The sequence below is a fragment of the Patescibacteria group bacterium genome, from assembly GCA_026415775.1.
In the GTDB taxonomy this organism is placed as follows: domain Bacteria; phylum Patescibacteriota; class Minisyncoccia; order UBA6257; family JAAZHW01; genus SKW32.
This window is the reverse complement of record JAOAGL010000001.1, coordinates 16,852-40,047: the sequence shown is the minus strand read 5'-3', so window position 1 is coordinate 40,047 and position 23,196 is coordinate 16,852. Positions and strand designations below refer to the sequence as shown.

General features: G+C 32.1%; 24 protein-coding genes and 1 tRNA gene. 21 read left to right on the top strand and 4 right to left on the bottom strand.

Features of this window, described 5'->3' with window-relative positions; translation table 11 throughout:
• The first annotated feature begins 10 nt into the window (after positions 1 to 10).
• The 13 genes from N2692_00225 (at position 11) to N2692_00165 (ending at position 11,153) form a co-directional block, all read left to right on the top strand.
• Positions 11 to 520, top strand: a complete 510-nt coding sequence (locus tag N2692_00225) for a PIN domain-containing protein (GenBank protein MCX8015733.1) — start codon at positions 11 to 13, stop codon at positions 518 to 520.
• Between the two features lie 25 nt (positions 521 to 545).
• A complete protein-coding gene (locus tag N2692_00220) occupies positions 546 to 950 on the top strand; it encodes a hypothetical protein (GenBank protein ID MCX8015732.1) in 405 nt (134 codons plus the stop codon).
• Positions 951 to 1,065: 115 nt separating this feature from the next.
• Positions 1,066 to 2,547 (top strand): translation initiation factor IF-2, encoded by a 1,482-nt coding sequence (infB, locus tag N2692_00215; protein MCX8015731.1) that lies wholly within the window; start codon positions 1,066 to 1,068, stop codon positions 2,545 to 2,547.
• A gap of 6 nt (positions 2,548 to 2,553) precedes the next feature.
• Positions 2,554 to 3,231, top strand: a complete 678-nt coding sequence (locus tag N2692_00210; protein MCX8015730.1) for a queuosine precursor transporter — start codon at positions 2,554 to 2,556, stop codon at positions 3,229 to 3,231.
• A 2-nt stretch (positions 3,232 to 3,233) separates the two neighbouring features.
• Positions 3,234 to 4,271, top strand: a complete 1,038-nt coding sequence (gene queA, locus N2692_00205) for a tRNA preQ1(34) S-adenosylmethionine ribosyltransferase-isomerase QueA (GenBank protein ID MCX8015729.1) — start codon at positions 3,234 to 3,236, stop codon at positions 4,269 to 4,271.
• A 24-nt stretch (positions 4,272 to 4,295) separates the two neighbouring features.
• Positions 4,296 to 6,050 carry a DNA polymerase/3'-5' exonuclease PolX gene (gene polX / locus N2692_00200; protein MCX8015728.1) on the top strand — a complete coding sequence of 585 codons (1,755 nt, stop codon included), beginning with the start codon at positions 4,296 to 4,298 and terminating at the stop codon, positions 6,048 to 6,050.
• The gene (locus tag N2692_00195) at positions 6,002 to 6,502 is read left to right on the top strand and encodes an NUDIX domain-containing protein (GenBank protein MCX8015727.1); all 501 of its coding nucleotides are present in this window, start codon (positions 6,002 to 6,004) and stop codon (positions 6,500 to 6,502) included. Before polX ends, N2692_00195 begins: the two co-directional genes overlap by 49 nt.
• Positions 6,483 to 7,931, top strand: a complete 1,449-nt coding sequence (locus N2692_00190) for an MBL fold metallo-hydrolase (protein ID MCX8015726.1) — start codon at positions 6,483 to 6,485, stop codon at positions 7,929 to 7,931. Before N2692_00195 ends, N2692_00190 begins: the two co-directional genes overlap by 20 nt.
• A 13-nt stretch (positions 7,932 to 7,944) precedes the next feature.
• Positions 7,945 to 8,033, top strand: a tRNA-Ser gene (locus N2692_00185).
• Positions 8,034 to 8,072: 39 nt separating this feature from the next.
• Positions 8,073 to 8,642 carry a response regulator gene (locus N2692_00180; GenBank protein ID MCX8015725.1) on the top strand — a complete coding sequence of 190 codons (570 nt, stop codon included), beginning with the start codon at positions 8,073 to 8,075 and terminating at the stop codon, positions 8,640 to 8,642.
• Between the two features lie 8 nt (positions 8,643 to 8,650).
• Positions 8,651 to 9,280 (top strand): phosphoribosylglycinamide formyltransferase, encoded by a 630-nt coding sequence (gene purN, locus N2692_00175; protein ID MCX8015724.1) that lies wholly within the window; start codon positions 8,651 to 8,653, stop codon positions 9,278 to 9,280.
• A complete protein-coding gene (locus N2692_00170; GenBank protein MCX8015723.1) occupies positions 9,277 to 10,635 on the top strand; it encodes a L,D-transpeptidase family protein in 1,359 nt (452 codons plus the stop codon). Before purN ends, N2692_00170 begins: the two co-directional genes overlap by 4 nt.
• The gene (locus N2692_00165; protein MCX8015722.1) at positions 10,632 to 11,153 is read left to right on the top strand and encodes a phosphatase PAP2 family protein; all 522 of its coding nucleotides are present in this window, start codon (positions 10,632 to 10,634) and stop codon (positions 11,151 to 11,153) included. Before N2692_00170 ends, N2692_00165 begins: the two co-directional genes overlap by 4 nt.
• 41 nt (positions 11,154 to 11,194) lie before the next feature.
• Here the strand turns inward: N2692_00165 and N2692_00160 are convergent, their stop codons facing one another.
• The 3 genes from N2692_00160 to N2692_00150 are packed head-to-tail and all read right to left on the bottom strand — an operon-like array spanning position 11,195 to position 14,607.
• Positions 11,195 to 11,626 (bottom strand): Hsp20/alpha crystallin family protein, encoded by a 432-nt coding sequence (locus N2692_00160; GenBank protein MCX8015721.1) that lies wholly within the window; start codon positions 11,624 to 11,626, stop codon positions 11,195 to 11,197.
• A gap of 1 nt (position 11,627) precedes the next feature.
• Positions 11,628 to 12,395 carry a PrsW family intramembrane metalloprotease gene (locus N2692_00155; protein ID MCX8015720.1) on the bottom strand — a complete coding sequence of 256 codons (768 nt, stop codon included), beginning with the start codon at positions 12,393 to 12,395 and terminating at the stop codon, positions 11,628 to 11,630.
• A 1-nt stretch (position 12,396) separates the two neighbouring features.
• Positions 12,397 to 14,607: a valine--tRNA ligase gene (locus N2692_00150; protein MCX8015719.1), complete on the bottom strand. Its 2,211-nt coding sequence runs from the start codon at positions 14,605 to 14,607 to the stop codon at positions 12,397 to 12,399.
• A gap of 122 nt (positions 14,608 to 14,729) precedes the next feature.
• Between N2692_00150 and N2692_00145 the strand changes: the two genes are divergently transcribed.
• Positions 14,730 to 16,010 carry a radical SAM protein gene (locus tag N2692_00145; GenBank protein ID MCX8015718.1) on the top strand — a complete coding sequence of 427 codons (1,281 nt, stop codon included), beginning with the start codon at positions 14,730 to 14,732 and terminating at the stop codon, positions 16,008 to 16,010.
• Between the two features lie 9 nt (positions 16,011 to 16,019).
• Here the strand turns inward: N2692_00145 and N2692_00140 are convergent, their stop codons facing one another.
• On the bottom strand, positions 16,020 to 17,141 hold the full coding sequence (locus N2692_00140) for a hypothetical protein (protein ID MCX8015717.1): 1,122 nt from the start codon (positions 17,139 to 17,141) through the stop codon (positions 16,020 to 16,022).
• Between the two features lie 116 nt (positions 17,142 to 17,257).
• Between N2692_00140 and N2692_00135 the strand changes: the two genes are divergently transcribed.
• The 7 genes from N2692_00135 (at position 17,258) to N2692_00105 (ending at position 23,156) form a co-directional block, all read left to right on the top strand.
• On the top strand, positions 17,258 to 17,452 hold the full coding sequence (locus N2692_00135; protein ID MCX8015716.1) for a hypothetical protein: 195 nt from the start codon (positions 17,258 to 17,260) through the stop codon (positions 17,450 to 17,452).
• Between the two features lie 100 nt (positions 17,453 to 17,552).
• Positions 17,553 to 19,214 (top strand): type IV secretion system DNA-binding domain-containing protein, encoded by a 1,662-nt coding sequence (locus tag N2692_00130; GenBank protein ID MCX8015715.1) that lies wholly within the window; start codon positions 17,553 to 17,555, stop codon positions 19,212 to 19,214.
• 7 nt (positions 19,215 to 19,221) lie between these two features.
• On the top strand, positions 19,222 to 19,446 hold the full coding sequence (locus tag N2692_00125; protein MCX8015714.1) for a DUF167 domain-containing protein: 225 nt from the start codon (positions 19,222 to 19,224) through the stop codon (positions 19,444 to 19,446).
• 44 nt (positions 19,447 to 19,490) lie between these two features.
• Positions 19,491 to 20,069, top strand: a complete 579-nt coding sequence (locus N2692_00120) for an elongation factor P (protein MCX8015713.1) — start codon at positions 19,491 to 19,493, stop codon at positions 20,067 to 20,069.
• Between the two features lie 3 nt (positions 20,070 to 20,072).
• Positions 20,073 to 21,317, top strand: coding sequence for a flippase (locus N2692_00115; GenBank protein MCX8015712.1), 1,245 nt, complete (start codon positions 20,073 to 20,075; stop codon positions 21,315 to 21,317).
• 74 nt (positions 21,318 to 21,391) lie between these two features.
• Entirely contained in the window at positions 21,392 to 22,546 is a 1,155-nt protein-coding gene (locus tag N2692_00110; protein ID MCX8015711.1) for a glycosyltransferase family 4 protein, read from the top strand.
• A 1-nt stretch (position 22,547) separates the two neighbouring features.
• Positions 22,548 to 23,156 (top strand): hypothetical protein, encoded by a 609-nt coding sequence (locus N2692_00105; protein MCX8015710.1) that lies wholly within the window; start codon positions 22,548 to 22,550, stop codon positions 23,154 to 23,156.
• The last annotated feature ends 40 nt before the right edge of the window (positions 23,157 to 23,196 follow it).

Here is a 23,196-nt window from a genome sequence, read left to right as displayed (position 1 = left end):
AAAAATGCTAATGATTGTGGTAGATAGCAATATTTTACTGCGAAGTTATGGTTTTGTAGAGGTACTTGGGCGCGAGAAGGGTGTTCAAATCATTGTTCCTCGAGCAGTTGTAGAGGAATTAAAATATCGAGCAGATCTTGATGTTTTAAAGCGGCTTAGAACTAAGCCGCAGAATGGACGGGTGAAGAAGCTGGAAAAAACCATTGCATTATCCTTAAAGCGATGGCCACAGGTGGAGGAAAAAATTAGATCCGGCGAATGGAAAGTAGCCGGGTCGTATAGAAAAAGGATAGTCCCCAGATTAATAGCGGAGGCTGAAAGGATGAGGTTGAAGGATATATCAATAATAGACATTAGAGTTGTTGCAACGGCTCTTGCTCTTCAGAATGGTGGTGAGCAAAAAGTTAAATTGCTGTCACTAGATCATGCAGTCATAGCACTAGCCAGAAAATTAGATATAAGTGTCCCGCCAACCCATGGTTGGCAGAGGCACTTTTGGAAAGGGGAGATATTAAAATAATAAAAATTATAAAAAGGAGGCAAAAATGAAGAATTTAATTAAGAAGCAAACAAAAGAAATTTTTCTTTCGCTGGTGCTGTTGTTGCTTACTCTGCTTTTGTTGTCTAGCTGCACTCCCCTCGGTTTGACTGTTGCAGTTGACACTAATCTTCCTATTAATACTACAAGGGTTACTGTTCTTAACACCACCCCCTATTATTTTTATATTTTAATAGATGGGGTGGAGAGGGGGGTGGCGGCTCCCTATGGGAAGTGGTTAGCTCGTCTGTGGAACACCTCCCTTTATGGGGAGGAAGTTTCCCTGCAGATTGTTGATAGAAGGGGTTTCGCCTACGCCGATAAGGTGTGGGCAAGATCGAACTATTATTCGTATTCTTACACCTTCATCATCCGCGAGGATGGTGGAAGGTTTTGGGTGGAAAGGCGTTAAAAATTTTTATAAGGGGTTCAAAAATGAACCCCTTTTTTGTTTTTTGAAATTAAAAATAAATAGTAGACGAAAAAGAAATTTTGTGATAAGATAAAAACACTTTAAGAAAAATTTTATGGCTGAGAAAACAAATCAAGTGAATATGGTTAAACGACCGCCCATTGTAGTAGTGATGGGTCATATTGACCATGGAAAAACAACTCTTTTAGATACTATTCGCAAAACTAATATTACTGCCAAAGAAGCAGGTGGCATCACTCAGCATATTGGCGCTTATGATATTATTGTTAAAAGCGATAACCCCGAATACAATAATCGACAAATTACTTTTATTGATACGCCTGGTCATGAAGCGTTTTCGGCTATTCGAGCGCGCGGGGCGCAAGTTTGTGATATTGCTATTTTAATTATTGCGGCTGATGAAGGAGTAAAACCGCAGACAATTGAAGCTTTAAACCATATCCAGCAAGCAAAAATTCCTTTTATTGTGGCTTTGAATAAAATTGATAGAGCCGAAGCCAATCCCGACAAAGTTAAAACCCAATTAGCAGAATTAGGAGTTTTTGTTGAGGGTTGGGGAGGCAATGTGCCAATTGTTAATATTTCGGCGAAAAACGGTACCAATATCAATGAATTGCTTGAGCTAATTTTATTGGTGGCAGATATGGAGGATTTGAAAGCAGAATTAAATATTCCTGCCAGTGGAGTTATTTTGGAAACGAAATTTGATAATAAACGGGGTATTATTGCTTCGGTTTTAATAAAAAACGGCGTTTTGAAAGTAGGTGATTCTATTTATACAGAAACAGTTCTTGGCAAAGTGCGTTTAATGGAAGATTGCAACGGCAAACAAATTAAAGAAGCTGGTCCTTCAAAACCAGTGTTAATTATTGGTTTTAAAGATATGCCGCAGGTTGGTGAGGAGTTTTTTGTTGGCGAGAAAAGCGAGGAAGAATTGAAAAAAATGCGCGAGAATAAAAGAGTTGAAATTCAAAAATTGGATGCCAGTGAAAATGTTTTAAATATTATTTTAAAAGCTGATGTTGTTGGTTCGCTTGAGGCGATGAAAAACATTTTGAATAATCTCACTTTGCCAGAAAATACAAGTTTGAAAATTATTAGCGAATCAATTGGTGATATTTTTGTTTCTGATGTTTCATTGGCCGAAACGGCGCCGGCAATTATTTTGGGATTTCGAGTAAAAATACCGAAAGATTTACAAACAATTATTCAAGCTAAAAATCTGCGTGTTTATCTTTTTGATGTGATTTATGAAATGGAGAAGTTTTTGAAAGAAGAAATTGAAGCAATGTTTAAACCGCAAGAGCCGCCAATAAAGGGAAAATTGGAAATTCTAGCTTGTTTCAGTAAAAAACGAACCGAGCAGGTTGTTGGCGGTAAGGTTATTGAAGGAAGAATTGTAAAGGGTGCGCAGGTGAAAATTCAGCGAGGAGAAGAAATTATTGGCCGCGGAAAAATTTTAAATGTTCAATGCAATAAATTAGATGTTAAAGAAGTTTTAGAAGGGAAAGAATGTGGTATTTTAATTGATAGCGATGTGGAAATTATTGTTGGAGATCAATTAATTTTCCAATAATAACGCATGAATTTTAAATATTTTGATTTTTTATTGGTTTTATTTATTTTAGTGCTTTTGGTTTCCAATGTTGTTTCAGCTAAAATTTTAAGATTTGGTCCTTTTACTTTTGATGGCGGAACAATTCTTTTTCCTTTGGCTTATATTTTGGGCGATATTTTTACGGAGGTTTATGGTTATAAAAGAATGAGGCGAGTGATTTGGTTGGGTTTTGGCACTAATATTTTGATGGCCTTGATTTTTATGATTGTGGCGAAGTTGCCACCAGCTGAAGGATGGGAAAACCAAAAAGCTTATGAAGCAATTTTAGGTTGGGTGCCGCGAATTGTTTTAGCAAGTATTGTTGCTTATTGGATTGGGGAGTTTGTGAATTCATTTATTTTAGCCAAAATGAAAATTTTTACTAAAGGGCGATATTTGTGGAGCCGAACGATTAGTTCAACTTTAGTGGCCGAATTTTTAGATTCACTAATTTTTTGTTTAATTGCGTTTTTTGGTAAAATTCCTTTGGGTTTATTGTTAACAATTATTATTTCCAATTATATTTTTAAAGTCAGCGTAGAAATTTTGTTTACGCCGCTCACTTATCTTGCTGCTAACTTCTTAAAGAAAAAAGAGAAAGTTGACACATTTGACATTGGTACTCACTTTTCGCCATTCAAAATTAAAGATTTTAATTATTAACTATGAAGCTCGAAGAGTTTAACTATTATTTGCCAAAAGAATATATTGCCCAGAAGCCGATTTCTCCGAGAGACCATTCGCGGTTGATGGTTGTTAATCGAAAAGAGAAAAAAATCAGTCATCATTATTTTTATGAAATAGAAAAATTTTTACAGAAAGGCGATGTTTTGGTTTTAAATAATAGCAAAGTGATACCTGCGCGATTGATAGGTAAAAAACCAGAAACTGGCGGGAGGGTGGAAATTTTACTTTTGCGGCCCGAGACAAAAAAATTAACCCATTATCAATGGATAAAAAAATGGGTAGTGATTGGTAAACCTGGTTTATCAGAAGGGCAAAAAATTATTTTTGAAAAAGGTTTAACAGCTGTGGTAAAAAAATCAGTTAATTATGAACGTGTCATCGAGTTCAATTGTCATGGTGAAAAATTAAAAAAAATTATTTATCAAATCGGCCAAGCGCCAACGCCTCCTTACATCAAAAGGATGTCCAATCTAAAAGAATATCAAACGGTTTATGCTAAAAATTTAGGGTCAGTGGCAGCGCCAACAGCAGGATTTCATTTTACGCCACGATTAATAAAAAAATTGAAAGCAAAAGGAGTTGTTTTTAAATATATTACTTTGCATGTTGGGTTGGGGACTTTTCAACCAGTTAAAGTGGATGAAATTGAAAAACATAAAATGCATTCGGAGTGGGCGGAGATTGATAAAAAAACAGCGGCGTTTTTAAATCAGGCAAAGAAGAGCTATAAAAGAATTATTGCGGTTGGGACAACCACCACAAGAGCATTAGAAGGTTTTGCTGATAAAAAAGGGTATCTTCGATTTGGTCAAAAATTTGTTGATATTTTTATTTATCCTGGTTATCAATTTAAATTCATTGACGCTTTAATCACTAATTTTCACTTGCCTAAATCTACTTTATTAATGCTTGTTTCAGCTTTTGCTGGCAAGGATTTGATTTTTAAAGCTTATCAAGAAGCTGTTAAGAAAAAATACAGATTTTTCAGCTTTGGTGATGCGATGTTTATTATTTAGTTAAAGCAGGTTATAATAAAATTAATGGAAAATTGGGAGATTGCTAAAATTTTATCAGAAATCTCCTTTTTGTTAGAGATGGAAGGTGAAGCTTTCAAACCTCGCGCCTATGAAAAAGCTGCATCGAGTATTGAGGCATTAGATAAGCCGTTGAAAGAGATTTACCAGAAACAAGGAGTAAAAGGAATTGAAGAAATTCCAGGGGTTGGTGTTTCTATTGCTGAAAAAATCAAGGAATTGTTGAAGACCGGGAAATTAAAATATTATGAAAATTTAAAGAAAAAGTATCCGCTCGATTTGGAAAATTTATCAAGAGTGGAAGGGATCGGGCCGAGGTCACTTAAAAAACTTTATGAAAAACTAAAAATTAAAAATATTACTGATTTAGAAAAGGCAGCTCGGGAAGGAAAAATTAGAAATATTGAAGGTTTTGGTGAAAAAACAGAGCAGAATATTTTGAAAAGCATTGAATTTTTGAAACAGGGCGGTAATCGATTCATTCTCGGCTTTATTTACCCACAGATAGAATCAATTATTGCGCAATTAAAAAAAGTAAAAGGAGTGAAAAAAATTATAGCAGCTGGCTCGGTAAGAAGAATGAAAGAGACAATAGGAGATTTAGATATTCTAGTGGTTTCAGATAATCCTAAAATAGTAATGGATTATTTTGTCAATTTAAAAGATGTTTTTCAGGTAGTGGCGCATGGAGAAACCAAATCCGCTATTCGTTTGAATAATGGCTTAGATGTTGATTTGCGTGTTGTTCCTGAGGAATCTTTTGGAGCAGCACTTAATTATTTTACTGGTTCAAAAAACCACGGCATTCGTTTACGAGAAATTGCCCTAAAAAAGGGGTATAAGTTAAATGAATACGGTTTATTTAAAATTAATAAAAACAAAGAAATTAAAATTGCTGGTAAAACAGAAGAAGAAATTTATGAAAAACTTGGATTAGATTATATTGAACCAGAAATGCGGGAGGATTGGGGAGAAATAGAATTAGCTCAAAAACATCAATTGCCAAAATTAATCAATTACGATGACCTCAGGGGTGATTTACAAATTCAAACAAATTGGAGCGACGGCGCAAATTCTATTGGAGAATATGTTGAGGAGGCGATTAAATTAGGATTAGAATATATTGCTATTACTGATCACACTAAAAGTTTGGCTATGACAGGGGGTTGCGATGAGCAAAAATTATTAAAACAGATGAAGGAAATTGATAGCTTAAATCGAAAATTAGAAAAGGAAGGGATTAAATTTAAAATTTTAAAGAGCGCCGAAGTAAATATTTTAAAAGACGGCTCTTTGGATATCAAAGAAGAAGTTTTAGCAAAATTAGACATTGTCGCTGCTGCCGTTCATTCTCATTTTAATATGAACAAAAAAGAAATGACCGAACGAATTTGCAAGGCAATTAAAAATCCATTGGTTGATATTATTTTTCATCCGACTGGTCGAGTACTTTTAAGAAGACCAGCTTATGAGATAGATATTGATAGAATTATTGAGGAGGCCGCGAGACGAGGAGAATGTATCGAAATTAACGCTTCCCCCGACCGTTTAGACTTTAAAGACGAACACATTAAAAAAGCCATTGAAAAGGGGGTGAAATTATCAATTGATTCAGATGCTCACTCTATTACTCATCTTGGTTATTTAAAATTCGGCATTGCCCAAGCGCGACGAGGTTGGGCAACTAAAGATGATATTATTAATACACGACCATGGCCAGAATTGTTAAAAATTTTAAAAAACCAAAAAAGAAAAAAGTAAAATTTGAAATTTCTGTTGGCATTTTTTTGTTTAGAGAAGAGAACGGACAAATTTTGTGGTTAATGCTTCATTATCCAGCAGGACATTGGGATTTTGTGAAAGGGCATATTGAAAAAAATGAAAAAATAGAGGAAACTATAAGAAGGGAGGTTTTTGAAGAAACAGGGATTAGAAATTTTAAAATTTACCCAAATTTTCAAAAATCTATCACCTATTGGTTTAATAATGCCAAATATACAGGCAGAAAAGAATGGATTTATAAAAAAGTTATTTTTTTATTAGGAGAAACACAGGAAAAAAATATTCGATTATCACCAGAACATATTGAAGGTAAATGGTTAACGACTGAAGAAGCTTTAAAAACAACCACTTTTCCTAATACACGAAAACTTTTTCTTCATGCTGTCGAACTAATAAAAAATTTTCAAAAAAGTGCCGAAGAAAAAAAATAATAATACAAAAAAGAATAAAAACCGCAAAGTTATTTCTAAAAATAACCACAAAAAAAATAATGACAAAATAAAAATTTCTTTTTATGGCGCGGCGAAAGAAGTTGAAGGAAGTCGTTTTTTGGTAGAGTATAAAAATGAAAAAGTTTTGATTGACTGCGGAATTTATCGTGATGTAAGAAATGAAAGAAATTATGAACCAACCCCCTTCGACCCAAAAGAATTAAAAACAATTATTTTAACCCATGCCCACATTGATCATAGCGGTCTAGCGCCTGTTTTGTATAAAAATGGCTTTCGCGGGAAAATATATGCCACGCCGCCAACAATTGATTGTTGCGCTGTTTTATGGGAGGATGCTTTTAATTTAATGAAGGAGGCAGCTGAAAAACAGGGGTTACCATTACTTTATACCGAAACAGAAATGAAGGAAACTCTGAAATTATTTAGTCCGCAAAATTACTATCAAGAAGTAAAAATTTCCCCCAGAATTTCTTTTATCTTTTATAATGCTGGTCATATTTTGGGTTCTGCTATAGTTTTGTTGAAAGTTAAAAAATCTGATAAAGAAGTTAAAATTCTATTTTCGGGTGATTTGGGTAATTCATTTAATATCTTATTGCCCGATACTGATATTATTAGCGAAGAAGCCGATTATTGTGTTGTTGAATCAACATATGGGAATCGATTTCATGAAGATGCGGAAATTCGGAAAGATTTATTAGAAGATGCCATTGAAGAGGTAATTCGCAATAGAGGAGTATTAATGATTCCGGTTTTAGCATTAGAACGCACCCAAGAGATTTTAGTTGAATTAAATGAATTAGTAGTTCATCATCGAATTCCTTTGGTGCCGATTTTTATGGATAGTCCTTTGGCAAGTAAATTAACTGAAATTTACCAGAAATACTTGGATTATATTAAAATTGAGGCATTTAAATTTGTGGGAAATGGTAGGGGATTATTTGAATTTCCAGGTTTAACTTTTACTTTAACAACAGAAGAATCCAAAGCCATTAATGCTGTTCCTCCTCCTAAGGTTATTTTAGCTGGTTCTGGTTCGTCAGAGGGCGGTCGCATTTTGCATCACGAGAAAAGATATTTGGCCGATCCGCATAGCATCATTTTAATTGTTTCTTATCAGGCTAAAAATTCTTTGGGAAGAAAAATTCTTGAAGGCGCAAAGCAGGTTGAAATTCACAATGAATTAATTAATGTTAATTGCAAAGTAGCGCAAATTACGGGTTATTCAGCCCATGCTGATCAAAGAATGCTTTTAGATTGGATAAAAGAATTAAGATTTCGTATCAAGAAGTTATTTATTGTTCATGGTGAAGAAGACGCCGCAAAAGAATTAGCTCAAAAAAGCAGAGATAATTTTGGCATTGTTACTGAAGTGCCGGATTATGGACAAACCTTTGAATTAGAATAGAATTTTAAAAATTGGTGGGGTGCGCCGAATTGGTAAGGCACCGCTCTCGAAAAGCGGGGTCCGTGATGAGCGGACATGCGAGTTCGAGTCTCGCCCCCACCGCTCTTTTAGATTTTGGATTATTTGATATAATAATTTCATATGTTTAATCTAGTTAATAAATTTGAATTTTTGAAATCAAAAATTAATAAATTGCCAAACGAAGCAGATGTGCCATTAAATAAAAACGAAAAGACAAACAACGCGCATAAACCAGATTTAATGGAGTTAAATAATCATGAAGTTTGGATTATTGATGATGATAAAAATGTTGTTGAGGCGTGTTTAAGATTATTCGAAGTTAAAACACGAGGATTGGGATATCAATTCAGGCATTTTGATACCGCCAAAGAAGCGCTTGATGAATTAAAAAAGCGAATAGAAAATAAAGAAAATTTGCCAGGCATTATTTTGGTTGACGGTTATTTAGACTTAGACGAAGAAGAATTAAATAGCGGTCCAATTGTTGTTCAGCAAATAAGAGATTTAACTAGTCAAATCAAAATCATTGGATTTAGTAGTTCGGAAACAAAAAATGAAGAAATGATGCAAATTGGCGCTGAAATAGCTTTTAGAAAAACAGAATCAGCATTGCTAGCCGATTATTTTAGACAATTAGTGGAACAGCGCAAAACAGAAACTGGGAAAGAAGAGACCGACGATAAAAAATAAATTTTTTTATGTCTATTTCTCAAAGAAATCATTGCCGCGTTGCGGCATTAATAGGAAGAGGGGGGCGCTTGAAAGCCATTTATGAATGTTGCAAAAATCATCCTCTAATCGAATTAGCAGTTGTTATTTCGCATAAAAAAGAATCTCCGGGTATTGAATGGGCAAAAACGCAAGGCATTGAAGCTTTTTATTTTCGTTTGAGCGATTGGAAATTGCAAGGTAAAGATAGACAATTATTTGATGAAGAATTAGCAAAAATTTTAAAAGAAAGGAATATTAATTTAGTGGTGATGGCAGGATGGGATTTGGTGGTTTCGCAAGCATTTCTTAAAAATTTCCCCAATGCTGTAATAAATATCCATCCTTCTTTGTGTCCTTCTTTTCCGGGGTTGGATGCTCCTAAGCAAGCTTTGGATTATGGAGTGAAAATAACAGGATGTACTTTGCATTTTGTTGATGAGGGTGTTGATACGGGGCCAATTATTTTTCAACGCGCCGTTGAAGTTAAAAATGACGACACTATTGAAAGTTTAGAAGAAAAAATTCATCAAAAAGAGGAGGAAATTTTATGCGAAGGTATAAAAGCATTTGCTGAGGGCCGAATAAAAATTGATGGTCGAAAAGTTATTGTTTTATGAATCAAACAAAAAAAATTTCTTTAGGATTAATTTTGGGGATTTTAATTGTGGGCGCCAGTATCATTGGACTTTTTTATTATTTTCCTAGAAAGGAAATAAAACAATATCATATTCAACTGAACAATGGAGAAAATAAAGATATTGAATTTCAATATGGCATTTGGCCAGAACTGGGCGATGTCAATTTTTTTCATAATGTTTTAACAAAAATGATGAATCAAAAAATGGATTTTCTTTTAGCTGATTTAGACGAAATGAAAATAACAGTTTATAAAAATGGCGAGGCAATAGAAAATGTTCCAATTATTGCTAAAGGACGAGTGGGTTCTTGGTTTGAAACACCGGTGGGGTTTTACAAAATTGAAGCAAAGTTTAACAAGGCTTATTCTAAATTAGCCAATGTTTATATGAATTATGCCTTAGTTTTTGAGGGGAATTTTTTAATTCACGGTTGGCCTTATTATCCAAATGGGAGAAAGGTTGATAGTTCTTATTCTGGCGGCTGTATTCGTTTATTTGATGAAGATGCGAAAAAAATTTATGATTTAACTGAGGTTGATATGCCCGTTTTGGTATTTAAAAAAGATTTATTAGCTGAAAATTCCAGTTACCGTTATTCAATTCCTGAATTATCTGCTGAAGCTTATTTGGCGGTTGATTTAAAAAATAATTTTGTTTTTTTAGAAAAAAATAAAAATCAACAATTTCCTATTGCTTCGATTACCAAATTAATTACAGCCTTAACGGTTTTAGACCATACTTTTTTGGAATACAATATTATTGTACCCAAAGAAGCGATAGTTTTTACTTCTATTCCAAGATTAAAAGTTGGGCAAAAAATTTCCGTTTTTGATTTATTGGCCTTGCTTTTAGTTGAATCATCCAATGAAGCGGGTATAACGCTTTCTCAATATTTAGGCGCAGACAAGGTGATTGATTGGATGAATAATATTGCGAGAAGTATCGGAATGATTAATACGCGTTTTGTTGATCCAAATGGCGCTGCGAGTGAGAATGTTTCAACTCCGACCGACCTCTATCAATTAGCCCGCTATCTTTACTTTAACCGCAGTTTTATTTTAAAAATGACCAAAGGAATTTTTGATAATACCTATTACGGCCAACCTATCTATGAATTGAAAAATTTAAATTTATTTGCTGATAATAATGATTTTGTTGGCGGTAAAATGGGGAAAACTGAAGCCAGCAAAGAAACAATGATGGCGGTTTTTGAATTACAATTTAATGGTGAGAAACGACCAATAGTTTTTATTGCTTTAAAATCCGATGATGTTAAATCGGATATTTTAAAAATGGTCGATTTTGTTAAAACGCATTATCAAATTGAATTATGAATTTTGATTATTTAATTTTTCAAAAAATAAATAATTTGGCTAATCAATGTTTATGGTTTGATAAGTTAATGATTTTTTTGGCAGAATATCTAATTTATTTTATGACCGCTTTCGGTTTAATTTACTTATTTTTTATTTATCAAAAACAATGGAAAGAATTTATTAAGCCAATTATTGCTATTATTTTCTCCCGCGCTATTATTACAGAAATAATTAGATTTTTCTATTATCGCCCGAGACCATTTTTGACTCATCAGGTGAACAATCTAGTTTCTCATGATATCAGTGGTTCTTTTCCTTCTGGTCATATCACTTTTATTTTTCCTTTAATTTATTTTGTGGCCTCGGTTAATAAAAAAATAGGCCTAGTCTTTATTGTTTTGGGTGTTTTAATGGGCATTGCCCGCATTTATGTAGGCGTTCATTATCCTTTAGATATTGTTGGTGGAATAATTGTTGGAGTTTTTTCAGCTTGGTTTGTTGAAAAAATTTCACCAAGAATAAAATTTCTAAAATAGATTTAATTTAATAAAAAATCTCCCCCTTTGGGGGAGATTTTTTATTCAGATTTAATTTTTACCTTTTTAACTTTATTTTTATCAATTTTTGGCAGGCGAATAGTTAAAATCCCGTTTTTTAAATTTGCATTGACCCGATCCGCATCAATTTCAATGGGCAAAATGATTGAACGGCTGAATGAACCCCAATAGCATTCCTGATAAAAATAATCATCACTCCTCACTGTCTCGTCTAACTCTCTCTTTCCTTTGATGGTAATCATATCGTTAACGATGGAAATATCAATATCTTCTGGTTTAACTCCTGCCACAGCCGATTTTATAACAATTTCTGTTGGTGTCTGATAAACATCAACCATTAATTGACCTTCGCCCTCCAAAACATCCTCTTCTTCGGTGGGGCGTAGATGATTTTTAATTGTAATGTTTTTTTCTTCCTCTTCACCTTTGGTTTTAAAAAATCTAAATGCCATATTATTGTTGATAAGATTTTAATTGTTTAAAAGCGCGACTCATTATGTAATTAGTAACAATTAAAAGTAGAATGACTATTAAAGCAAAATATAAATTCTCACCCGTTTTCATTATAAGATAATTATAAAAAGAATGCAAAAGAGTGGCCATTATAATTCCAAAAGTAAGCATTAAAAATTTCATTTTTTTGTCTTTTTTTAGAATTAAACCAATGCCCCAAAAATATCCATAAATTGAAGAAGCATTGGCGTGAAGGAAAACAGCCGAAAGAAAACGAATAAAAATAGTAATAACAAGCGTATTCAAAATTAATGATGGAATGGTTAAATTAGCCAACAGAGGCATTTTTAAGGCAACAGCATTTTCTTCAAGGATAGATAGGCATACTTTTAGATTTTCAGCGGCTGCGAAACCCAAAGCCGCAGTAATGCTATAAACCATCGGATCGGTATATTCGTCGCCAAAAAAACGATTTTTAAAATTACTAATTACAGTAGCCAAAAATTTACTAATCTCTTCAATAAATGGAAAAGCAAAAAAGAAAATAATTGTTGAGAGGTTAATGCTATTTAAAAAAGAAGAGGTTTTAGCTAAGAGTCCTTCAGCAAAAGCAGCAAAAAAAGTTATCAAAACTCCGCAGCAGAAAGTTATTATTAGGCGATATCGCGGTTCGGGGCGATCATCTCTTTTTAAATAATAACCCAACCAAATAAGGCTGGGCAAAAGAGCTAAACTGACAAGAAAAATAATATGTAAGATAGTGGGCATATTAAGATTTTATTTTCGAGGGCCACTCTTCAATCATTATAAACTTTTTATTTTTATTTGGCAGCTGTTGATAAACGGCTTCAGTGATAAAAGGCATAAAAGGATGAAGCATTTTTAGAAGCGTTGAGAGAATGGTTAAAAGAAGATATTGCGTTTGAGGGCGTTCTTTTGGGTTTTGAAGTCGCGGCTTGCTTTGTTCAATAATTTTATCAGCAAAAGTATGCCAGAAATATTGATAGAGTTTTTCTGAGGCGCGATGAAAACGAAAGTTTTCCATATCTTTTGTTATTTCCAAAACAAATTTTTCTAATTGCGTTAATATTTTTTTATCTTTTGTACTTAAACTAATTTTTCTCTTCGGATTGTAATCAGAAAGATTCATTAAAACAAATCGCGAAGCATTCCAAATTTTATTGGAAAAATTACGATAACCGCGGATTTTTTCTTCAGAAATAATCGGGTCATTACCAGGCGCCGTGCCAACAACCAAAGCCATTCTTAAAGCATCAACGCCATATAAATCAACAACGCCCAAAGGATCAATAACATTGCCCTTTGATTTTGACATTTTTTGGCGTTCTTTATCGCGAATTAATCCATGAAGATAGACATAATTAAAAGGTGGTTTCCCAGTTCTGTATAAACCAAACATAATCATTCTTGCTACCCAGAAGAAAAGAATATCCCATCCTGTCTCCATTACGTCGGTTGGATAGAATTTTTTAAAATCCGAATTGTTTGGATAACCTAAAGTAGCGAATGGCCATTGACCCGAGGAGAACCACGTATCAAAAACATCACTTTCTTTTGTTAAATTTTTACTATGACATTTTGGACATTGAACAATAGGTTTTTTCTCAATATGAACAATTTCAGTACCACAATCATTACAGTACCAAACAGGAATAGGAATACCCCAAACGATTTGGCGAGAGATATTCCAATCTTTAATATTTTTCATCCAATGATAAAAAATTTTTTCAAAGCGTTTAGTGACAAATTTTATTTTTCCACTTTTGACGGCTTCTACAGCTAAATCGCGCAAAGATTTTTTGCCGCTTTTAGGTGGGGTGGTCATTCTCAAAAACCATTGCTTGCGTGGTAATGGCTCAATAACTGATTTGCATTTATAACAAAGAGGGACTTTGTGGGAATATTCTTCAATTTTTTCTAACGCGCTATTTTCTTCAAGAATTTTAATTGATAATTCTCTCGCTGGCTCTGGTTTTAGACCATTAAGTTCATTAGCCAGATTATTCATCTTTCCATCCCAATCAATAATTTGGTAATCAAGGGGCAGGTTGTGTTTAAGGCCTATTTCAAAATCAACAGGGTCATGAGCTGGTGTAATTTTTAAGGCACCAGTGCCAAAATCTTTATCAACTAGTTCATCGGCAATAATTTCAATGCTATCACCATATTTTCCTCGGTTTTTAATTAGAGGATTTATTAGTTTTTTCCCAATCCAATTTTTATATCTCTTATCATGCGGATGTACAGCAATAGCCATATCAGCGGGAATAGTTTCTGGTCGTGTTGTTGCAACAATTAGAAATTCCGAGGGGTCATCTTCGAGGAAATATTTTACATAGTAAAGTTTATCCTTTCTTTCTTCCCAGGCTATTTCTAAATCAGAAAGGGCTGTTTGATGTTTCGGACACCAATTAATGATGCGATTTGCTTTATAAATTAAGCCATCCTCATAAAGTTTTTTAAATGTTTCATAAACTACTTTAATAATTGATGGGTCAAGTGTAAATTTTTCGCGAGACCAATCACAGGAAGCTCCTAATTGTCGCAATTGATTTTCCATATTAACTTTATTACTTTGCGTAAAATCCCAAATCATCTGATATAATTTTTCGCGTCCACCTTCTTGTTTTAAAATTTCAAAGCGACTGGAGCCTTCTTTTTCAAGTTTCTTTTCAAAAACTACTTGCGTTTCAAAACCTGCATGGTCAGCACCAGGTAGCCAGAGTGTTTTAAATCCGCGCATCCTTTTATAGCGAATCATTATATCTTCCAGGGTTGTTGTTAAGGCATGTCCTAAATGAAGCGCGCCATTAGCATTAGGCGGTGGCATAATAATAGTAAAAGTTTTATTGCTTTTGGTTGGTAATTTATTTGGATTAAAATAGCCGGATTTTTCCCAGCTCTCATAAATTTTTTTCTCCACTGCTAAATGATTATAAATTTTATCCATTTCCTGCATACAATAATGGATTTTACTATAAAAAATCAGATTAAACAAGGTATAATTTCATAAGTTGACAAATTAAAAATATATTCTATTCTATATTTAGAAAATTAAAAAATCAAAAAAAGGAGGTAATTATGAATAATAAAGACAATAAAGAAATTGTAAGGGTTTTTAAAATTCCCGATGGAGAAAAAATAATTATTTATATCCCTGAATTGTCAGAAATTTTTTATGTAGCTAATTCGAAATCAGCAAGGGAAATACCTGATTTTGTTGCTATTGAAGACAAGGCGAGGAATCATTTTGATTTTGAAAATTCAGATTATTGTTTTACAAATGCAGTTTTACTCTTAACAAATGCTTGCAATTTAAATTGTACTTATTGTTTTGGGAATTACGGTGGATTTGATAAAAAAAATTCTGCAGTAATTCCGTTGGAAACTGCTTATGCTGCTATAAATTATATTTTGAGAAATGCCCAATCAAAAAAATATTCTAAAGTCAGAATTGATTTATTCGGTGGAGAACCAACATTGGCGTGGGAAACTCTAGTTAGAATAACCACTTACGCAAGAGACCAAATTTTAAAGAATAATACTCGAGGTATTATAAATATGACAACGAATGGATTTTTTGATAAGAAGAAAGCAGAATGGCTTTGTAAAAATATAGATAAAATCCTAATTTCTTTAGATGGTCCGGCTTGGATACACAATAAACAGAGAGGTAAAACTTTTAATATAATTTTTGAGAATGCTAAAAGAATTTATGAAGAAGATTTTAAAAAATTAAGTTTTCGTATTACTATTTCAGCTTTTAGTGTAAGATACTTGCCGGATATCGTTTCTTTTTTAGCTAATAATTTTCCTGGATGTTTTCAATTGTATGAGCCAGTTTTTTCAGTAAATGATTCAAAGTGTCTTTTTGCTAGTTCACCTAATCCAAGAGATTTTTTTACAAAATTTTTGGAAAGTGTAGAAATTGGTAGAAAATTTAATTCAAGAATACGAACTTCGGTTTTAAAATTGGACAAAGACAGAAGATATTCTTTTTGTGGTGTGGCAGGGAAAAATTTTATGGTTACTTATGATAATCGAATTTTTGCTTGTCATAGAATGATTGAAAATGGGAGTATGGGCGATGTTTTTCATTTTGGTGATTTTAATTTCGACAAGAAATCATTTATATTTGATAGTAAAAAATATAATTTTTTGAAAAAATTGACAATAGATAGTATACCTCAATGTAAAAATTGTTTTGCTCGATATAGTTGCGCAGGAGATTGCCCGGCTAATAAGGCATTGTTATATGGCTATAATTTTTGGAGAAAACCCAGTTATAGATGTGAGGATATTCAAATTGCCACTAAAGAAATGCTAAAATTTTTGCTAAATAAAAAAGAGGAGTATTTTTAACTCCTCTTTTTATTTTTTGGAAAGCTCTTCCAATAAGTTTTTAGGAAAATAATAGAGAATCTCATATAATTTATTTAACAATTTATTGTCCAATTCTTTTATTCCTAGATATTTATTTATATATTTATCTATTTTGATAATTATATAATCTTTAAAAACCCCACCTTCTTTAAGAATTATATCCCCCCAATCATTAGGATTTGAAGAGGTTTTTTCTAACCAATTTTTTATACGCAAAAGAACCAATTTTTTATTAAATCTATAATTTTTATCAAAAATTCTTTTTATTTTGCTGCTTAAGACTACGCTATTAATAATCATTTCGCGCATTACACGTCGTGTTGCCCAATAGGCGGTTTTTGTTGATGGATAAGTAACTAAAAATTGTTTCAACTCCTCCTTGTTTTTTAGAAAATCATTTAATTTTTGTTGAAAAATTTCTGTTTCGAAAAAAAGATGGCATAATTCATGCAATAATAGTAACCAGAAATGATTCCATATTATTTTTTTGTTTTTTTTACCAATTTTGCCGCTTTCGATTAATATTTTTGAGTGGGGTGATTTGCTAATAACACGTCCACCTACAAAACCCTCAAAAGGACGTATTATTAGAAAAATTTCAGTCGAATATTTATCTGATGAATTTTGGTAAAAGTTTTTAATGAGTTCAAAAGCCAATAAAAAATCTTTTTCTTTTTTTTGATAATGAATTTGGATGTTTTGTAAATTATTACTTAAAATAGGCAAATTCTTTCTCCATATTTTATTAAAACGTTTTTTAAAAACAAAAAAGATTTTTTCTAAATCATTGATTTGTTTTTTATTTAAAAAACTTGATAATTCTTTTTTTCTTTTTGTTATTGAGTTGGTGTTTTGATAGAAAATGGCTGTTATATCATCAAATAATTTTCGTCCGCCTTGTCGAAAGAGTAAGTATTTAAATTGACGATATTTTTCTAAAGCAGTCTTTTCTTTTGTTGTTAATTCATACTCATTTAACCACTGCGAGTTATACTCTTTATGCATTGTATCAATGGGGAAAGCTAAATTATCAATAAAAAAGAAGAAATTAGCCCATTTATTAATGATAAATTTGAGATAAAACCCCTCTTTTTTGTTATTTTTTCTCATATATTTCTTATATATCTTTATTTTACCTTAAGATAAATGCAAAGAGCAAATGTTTTTTTATTGATTATTGACTTATTTTTTTAAATAATTACTATAATAGTAGCATGTTAATTTAAATGAAAGGAGGTGAGAAAATGCCTGAGAACATAATTACCCTTGAAGAATTAGAATCCTATGCAATTGATAAAATTGTTTTTATAAAATCAAATTATGAAGTAGGTAGTTCCTGCGAAGAAGACATTCCTGACAATCAAGATGGATGCTGTGGTGATACCGATAGCTGCGGAGAATACCCACCAAATAGTTATTAATTATTTTAAAATAAGGGGCCTTTGGGCCCTTTTTCATTTTTTTATAATTTTAAATTCTATTTGTCTTTTTCATTATTTTAAAGTACAATAAAAAAGAAATATGGCAAAGGCAAAATATAGTGAGGAAAATATCAATTTTTTTGCTGAAACGAATTTTCGAAACCAAAAAGTGAAATTTGGTATTAAGTTAGATGACCGCCGAAAGCATATGTATGCGATTGGTAAGACAGGTATGGGTAAAACGGTTATGCTGACTAATATGGCTATTTCCGATATTGAATCAGGCTTTGGTTTGGCCTTTATTGATCCTCATGGCGAATCAGCCGAAGAATTACTTGAGCATATACCAGAGAAGCGCCTTGAAGATGTTATTTATTTTTGCCCGCACGATACTGATTATCCCATTGCTTTTAATCCTTTGGAATCAGTAGGCGAGGAACAGAGGCATTTGGTAGCGAGCGGGATTTTGGAGATTTTTAAAAAAATCTGGCCAGATGTTTGGAGCGCCAGAATGGAGTATATCTTAAATAATTGTTTGATGGCACTTCTTGAATATCCCAATTCAACGCTTTTGGGCATAATGCGTTTATTAACTGATAAAAAATATCGCGATTATATTGTTTCCGGTTTGAAAGATCCAGTGGTGAAAAATTTCTGGGTTAATGAATTCGCGCGTTATCATGAAAAATTTCAAGTAGAAGCAATTGCTCCTATTCAAAATAAAGTCGGCCAATTTCTTACTAATCCCCTGGTAAGAAATATCGTTGGCCAGCCGAAATCATCTTTTAATATCAGGAAAATAATGGATGAGGGAAAAATTTTGATTGTGAATTTATCCAAGGGTCGCATTGGAGAAGTCAATTCAGCTTTGTTAGGCGCAATGATGGTGACGCGCATTCAACAAGCGGCTATGAGTCGTGCCGATGTGCCACCAGAAGAACGTCCAGATTTCTTTTTGTATGTTGATGAATTTCAGACTTTTGCTACAGAATCTTTCACTAATATTTTATCTGAAGCTCGCAAGTATCATTTATCTTTGATTATTTCTCATCAGTATATTGGGCAATTGCCCGAATCCGTTAAAGAAGCCATTTTTGGTAATGTGGGTACTTTTGTTGTTTTTCGAGTTGGCGCTGAAGATGCAGAATGGTTAGAAAAAGAATTTGCGCCTGAATTCACTGCAACGGACTTGGTAAATTTGCCTAAATATAATATTTATCTCAAATTGATGATTGATGGAATAACATCAAAAGCTTTTTCGGCAGTTACTTTGCCGCCGCGAATAAAACCCGAAATTAGTTTTAAGCAACAAATTATTGAAAATACAAGAAAGATTTATTGTCAACCACGAATTGAAGTTGAAAGGCAGATTAGCGCTGAATGGTTGGAAGGCGCTGAGGAAAATAATCAGGAAGTTGTAGAAGTTAAAAAAGAAAAAAAGAAAAAAACTTATATGGATTTTTGTTGGGTGTGTGGCGCGCAGACAGAAGTGCCTTTTCAACCTGATGGCAAAAGACCAGTTTTCTGCAAAGTTTGTTTAGAGGGTGTAGAAAAAGGCGAAATTATCCCACCAACAAAACCCCTTCGTTTAGAAACCAAAATCGTTAAGAATATTTTCGAAAGCAGTGGCAAAAAATTAATAGAAAAAAAAGGAACTGAAAAACCAAAAGCACAAGTAAATGTTGATGAATTGAAAAAAGCTTTACGTGAATCTCTTTCTAAATTGAGTCAGAAAGAGGAAAGAAAAGAAGACGAAAAATAGTTTGTTTATGAAAATTAGCGTTAAAGTTAAACCCAATGCTTCCATAAATAAAATTAAAAAAATCGCTGATAATCAATTTGAAATTTTTACTACAGCGCCAGCTAAAGAAAACAAAGCTAATGAGGCGGTTATTACAATATTAGCAGAATTTTTAAATATCGCACCTTCCCGTATTAATTTAATCAAAGGAGCAAAAAGCAAGCAAAAAATTTTCGACATAACAAACATTTAAATTTTTATTGACAGCAACTGAATATTTTTTTAAGATAATTCATTATGTTAGGAATTAATGATTTAAAACCAAAAACAATTATTATCATTGATGATGAGCCGTATGAGGTTTTGAGCGCTAATTTTTTGAAGATGCAACAAAGAAAACCCGTGCTTCAAACACGGCTTAAAAATTTAATTAACGGCAAAGTAATTGATAGAAACATTCAGCATTCAGAAGAATTTGAAGAGGCAGAATTGGAGCGTTTAACTGTAGAATTTTTATATCATCATCGAGGTGAATATTGGTTCTGTGAAGCAGGCGACCGCTCTAAAAGATTTCAATTAGATGAAGCGGTTTTGGGAGAAAATAAAAATTTTTTGAAAGCTGGCGTACCAATAGAAGCTTTTAAGTTTAATGGAAAAATTATAAATATTGAATTGCCGATTAAAATGGATTTTAAGGTTGTGGAAGCACCGCCAGGAATTAAAGGTGATACAGCTCAAGGGGGAACTAAAATTGTAACCATTGAAACAGGAGCCAAGATTGCCGCACCATTATTTATTAATGAAGGCGATATTATTCGGGTAAATACAGAATCAGGCGAATATGTGGAGAGGGTAGAAAAAGCGAAAAACTCTTAATTTATGGATTTAGAAAACTTACTTTTTAATAATCTTTCACCCAAACAAACTTTTTTCAAAAATAGTTTTTGGCTTTTATTGAGCCAAGCGCTGAGCCGTTTTTTTAAATTGATTCTGGTTTTAGTTTCTGCTCGTGTTTTGGGACCAAATGGTTTTGGCACTTTTAATTATATTTTATCAATTGCCACCCTCTTTTTTCTTTTTGCTGATTGGGGTGTTAATACTTTACTAATTCGCGATTATCAGCAGATAGAAGAAAAAGAATGCTATACAAAAGCCGCTTTTATGTTTCGGATTATTACCGTAAGCATATGTCTAATTGCGGCTTTAATTGGTCTTTTTGTATTCGAAAATCCCGCTTTTCGTCTCAATTTTATAGTGCTTTCGCTTTATCTTTTTGTCTCTAACATAAAAGAAACTTTTGTGGCTTTTTTGCGCGCCATTCAAAAGATGGAAAAAGAATTTTTAATTGTTTTTGCTGAAGGATTTTTTGTGATGGCTTTTAGCATCTTTTTAATTTTAATTAATCGCAATGTTATTTCTTTAAGTATTGGTTATTTAATTGGCGTTTTGCTTAGTTTTGCAACCGCTTTATTGGTGATTAAAAACTTCAAATCATATTTTAAACCGACATTTGATAAAGAATTATTAAAAAAATTATTAATTAATGGTTTCCCAATTGCTCTTTTTGGCTTGCTTAATTTTATTTTCTTTTCCACTGATCAAATTATTTTGGGTAAGATGCGAGGAGTAGAGGAAGTTGGTTATTATTCTTTGATTGCCAAGGGTATTCTTTTGATTAATGTTCTTCCATTTTTGATAATAACCGCCCTTTTCCCTTATCTTGCTGCTAATATCAATGACAAAGAAAAAATCAAAAAAATAACAAAAAAGGCTTTAATTGGATTAACTGGTCTGGGATTTTTAATTGCTTTACTAATTTTTATTTTTTCGCCAATTCTTCCATTTTTCGTTGGAAAACAATATCAGCCCTCAATTGGTTTAGCGCAATTTTTGGGGTGGATAGTAGTTTTCACTTTTCCTTCAGTTTATTTAAGCTATCTTTATATTGCTTACAATAAACAATGGCTTAATTTTGCTTTAACCGCTTTTTGTGCTATACTTAATTTAGTTCTTAATCTCATTTTAATTCCTCGCTTCGGCATGTTCGCCGCCGCATTGACGAGTATTATAGCACAAGCAGTTAATGCTGGGTTGTTAATTATATTATTGAGCAAGAAGCAATAGATATATGAAAGTATAAAATAGTAAAAATTCCTTTATTATATAATCTTATTAAAATTATTTTTAAAAACATCATAATGAAAAAAATCTATTTTAACTTAAGAAATAATGCTCGGCCCAGAATGATAGATACTATTAAAGCAGCACAACAAGATTGCAATGTGTTAAATCGTGTCAACAATTTATTGCCTTGTGCAAAAAATAGTAAAAATAGTAATAAAAAAAATAGCAAATTATCTCGGATAGTTGTTTATTTAAAATCGCAGATAATATATTACTTAAGTAATATATTAATTCATAAACAAAATGTGGATAGGAGTTCCTCGTATAATGCCGATTTAGTTTATATGTGGGGCGCATTTCCTCGATGCAGTAATAAAAATTTTATTATAGAATTAGATAATCCTTACGTTTTAACCTATTATTCTTATTGGAATTTTTATAAAAACAAAAACAAGCTAAAAAAATTAATTGATAAAGCTTATAAAATAGTTTGCTTATCAGAAGCATGCAAAAATCATCTACTAGAAGAATTTGACAATAACTTATTAGGGAAAATCTCAATTTTATATCCTTATATGGAGTCAAATTACCAACGAAATACTAGAAATGACTCCATTATAAACTTTATTTTTGTAGGTTTAAATTATCGACTTAAAGGAGTAATAGAACTCTTAGAAGCCTTTCATGATATTAAGAATGATAGTATTAGATTGACTTTAATTTCAGATATCGATGAAGTAATTAAAAATAAATACAGGCTTGATAAAAGAATAATATTTTTACCTACTCAGTCGCGCGAAAAATTATTTTGTGAAATTTATCCTAAGATGGATATATTAATACTCCCTTCTTTTTATGAATCGTTTGGTGTTGTTTTGTTAGAAGCACTTTCATTTGGGATGGGAATTATAGCAGTAAATAATTATGCCGTACCCGAAATGGTAATAAATGATTATAATGGGAAATTACTAAAACATCCTATTTTGACGCCCGAGATTATTAACAATCAGCAGATAGTTAATTGTGTAAAAATGAATAATAGGGACTTTTTTGAAAGATATTTAGCCAATAAAGAATTTTATGAAAATTTATATAATGATCTTAAAAATGCTATAAATGATTCTTTGGGTATATATAAAATATGGCAGAGAAATAGCATTGAATTATTTGAGAAAAAATTTTCTTCTAATTTATGGCACCAAAGATTTAAAGAAATAATGGGGGTATAATATGGCAATCAATTTTCTAAATAAAAAAGTAGAAAGAGAAGAATATATAATTGAATTATGCAAAAATAAAAGAGTTTTGCATTTAGGCTGCTTGGGAGCGGATAGAAAGGCAACTTTTCATAATAAAATATCAAAAGTTGCCCAAGTGACCTATGGTTTAGATATTTTTGATGCTAATTTACTAAATTATATCAAAGCTAACGCCGAAGATTTTTATACAGATGAATTTTTTGAATTTTTTGACATAATAATTATAGGGGAGCTTATTGAACATGTTTGGAATATTGGTAAATTAATTTGTAATACCCTCATCCATTTAAAAAGCGGAGGAAAGATCATTATTACCACTCCTAATGCTTATGCCCCAATTTTTTTAAAAGATGCAATTTTTGGTAAATTTGTTAAAAACGATAAAAATCACGTGTTATTATTCGATATAGTCACACTTCAAAATCTATTGAATAATTATTGTGGAGATAAAGTTGAAGGATATTTATTTTTTTATTTTGAAAATAATAATCAATCGCTAGCTTATAAAATTCAAAGATTATTTGAATGTATCAAAAAAGAATATTGTAGGGGTATTATAGCAGAATTAACTAAATTTTAATAAATAATATTTTCAAAAATTTGAGAGCGAATAAATTTAA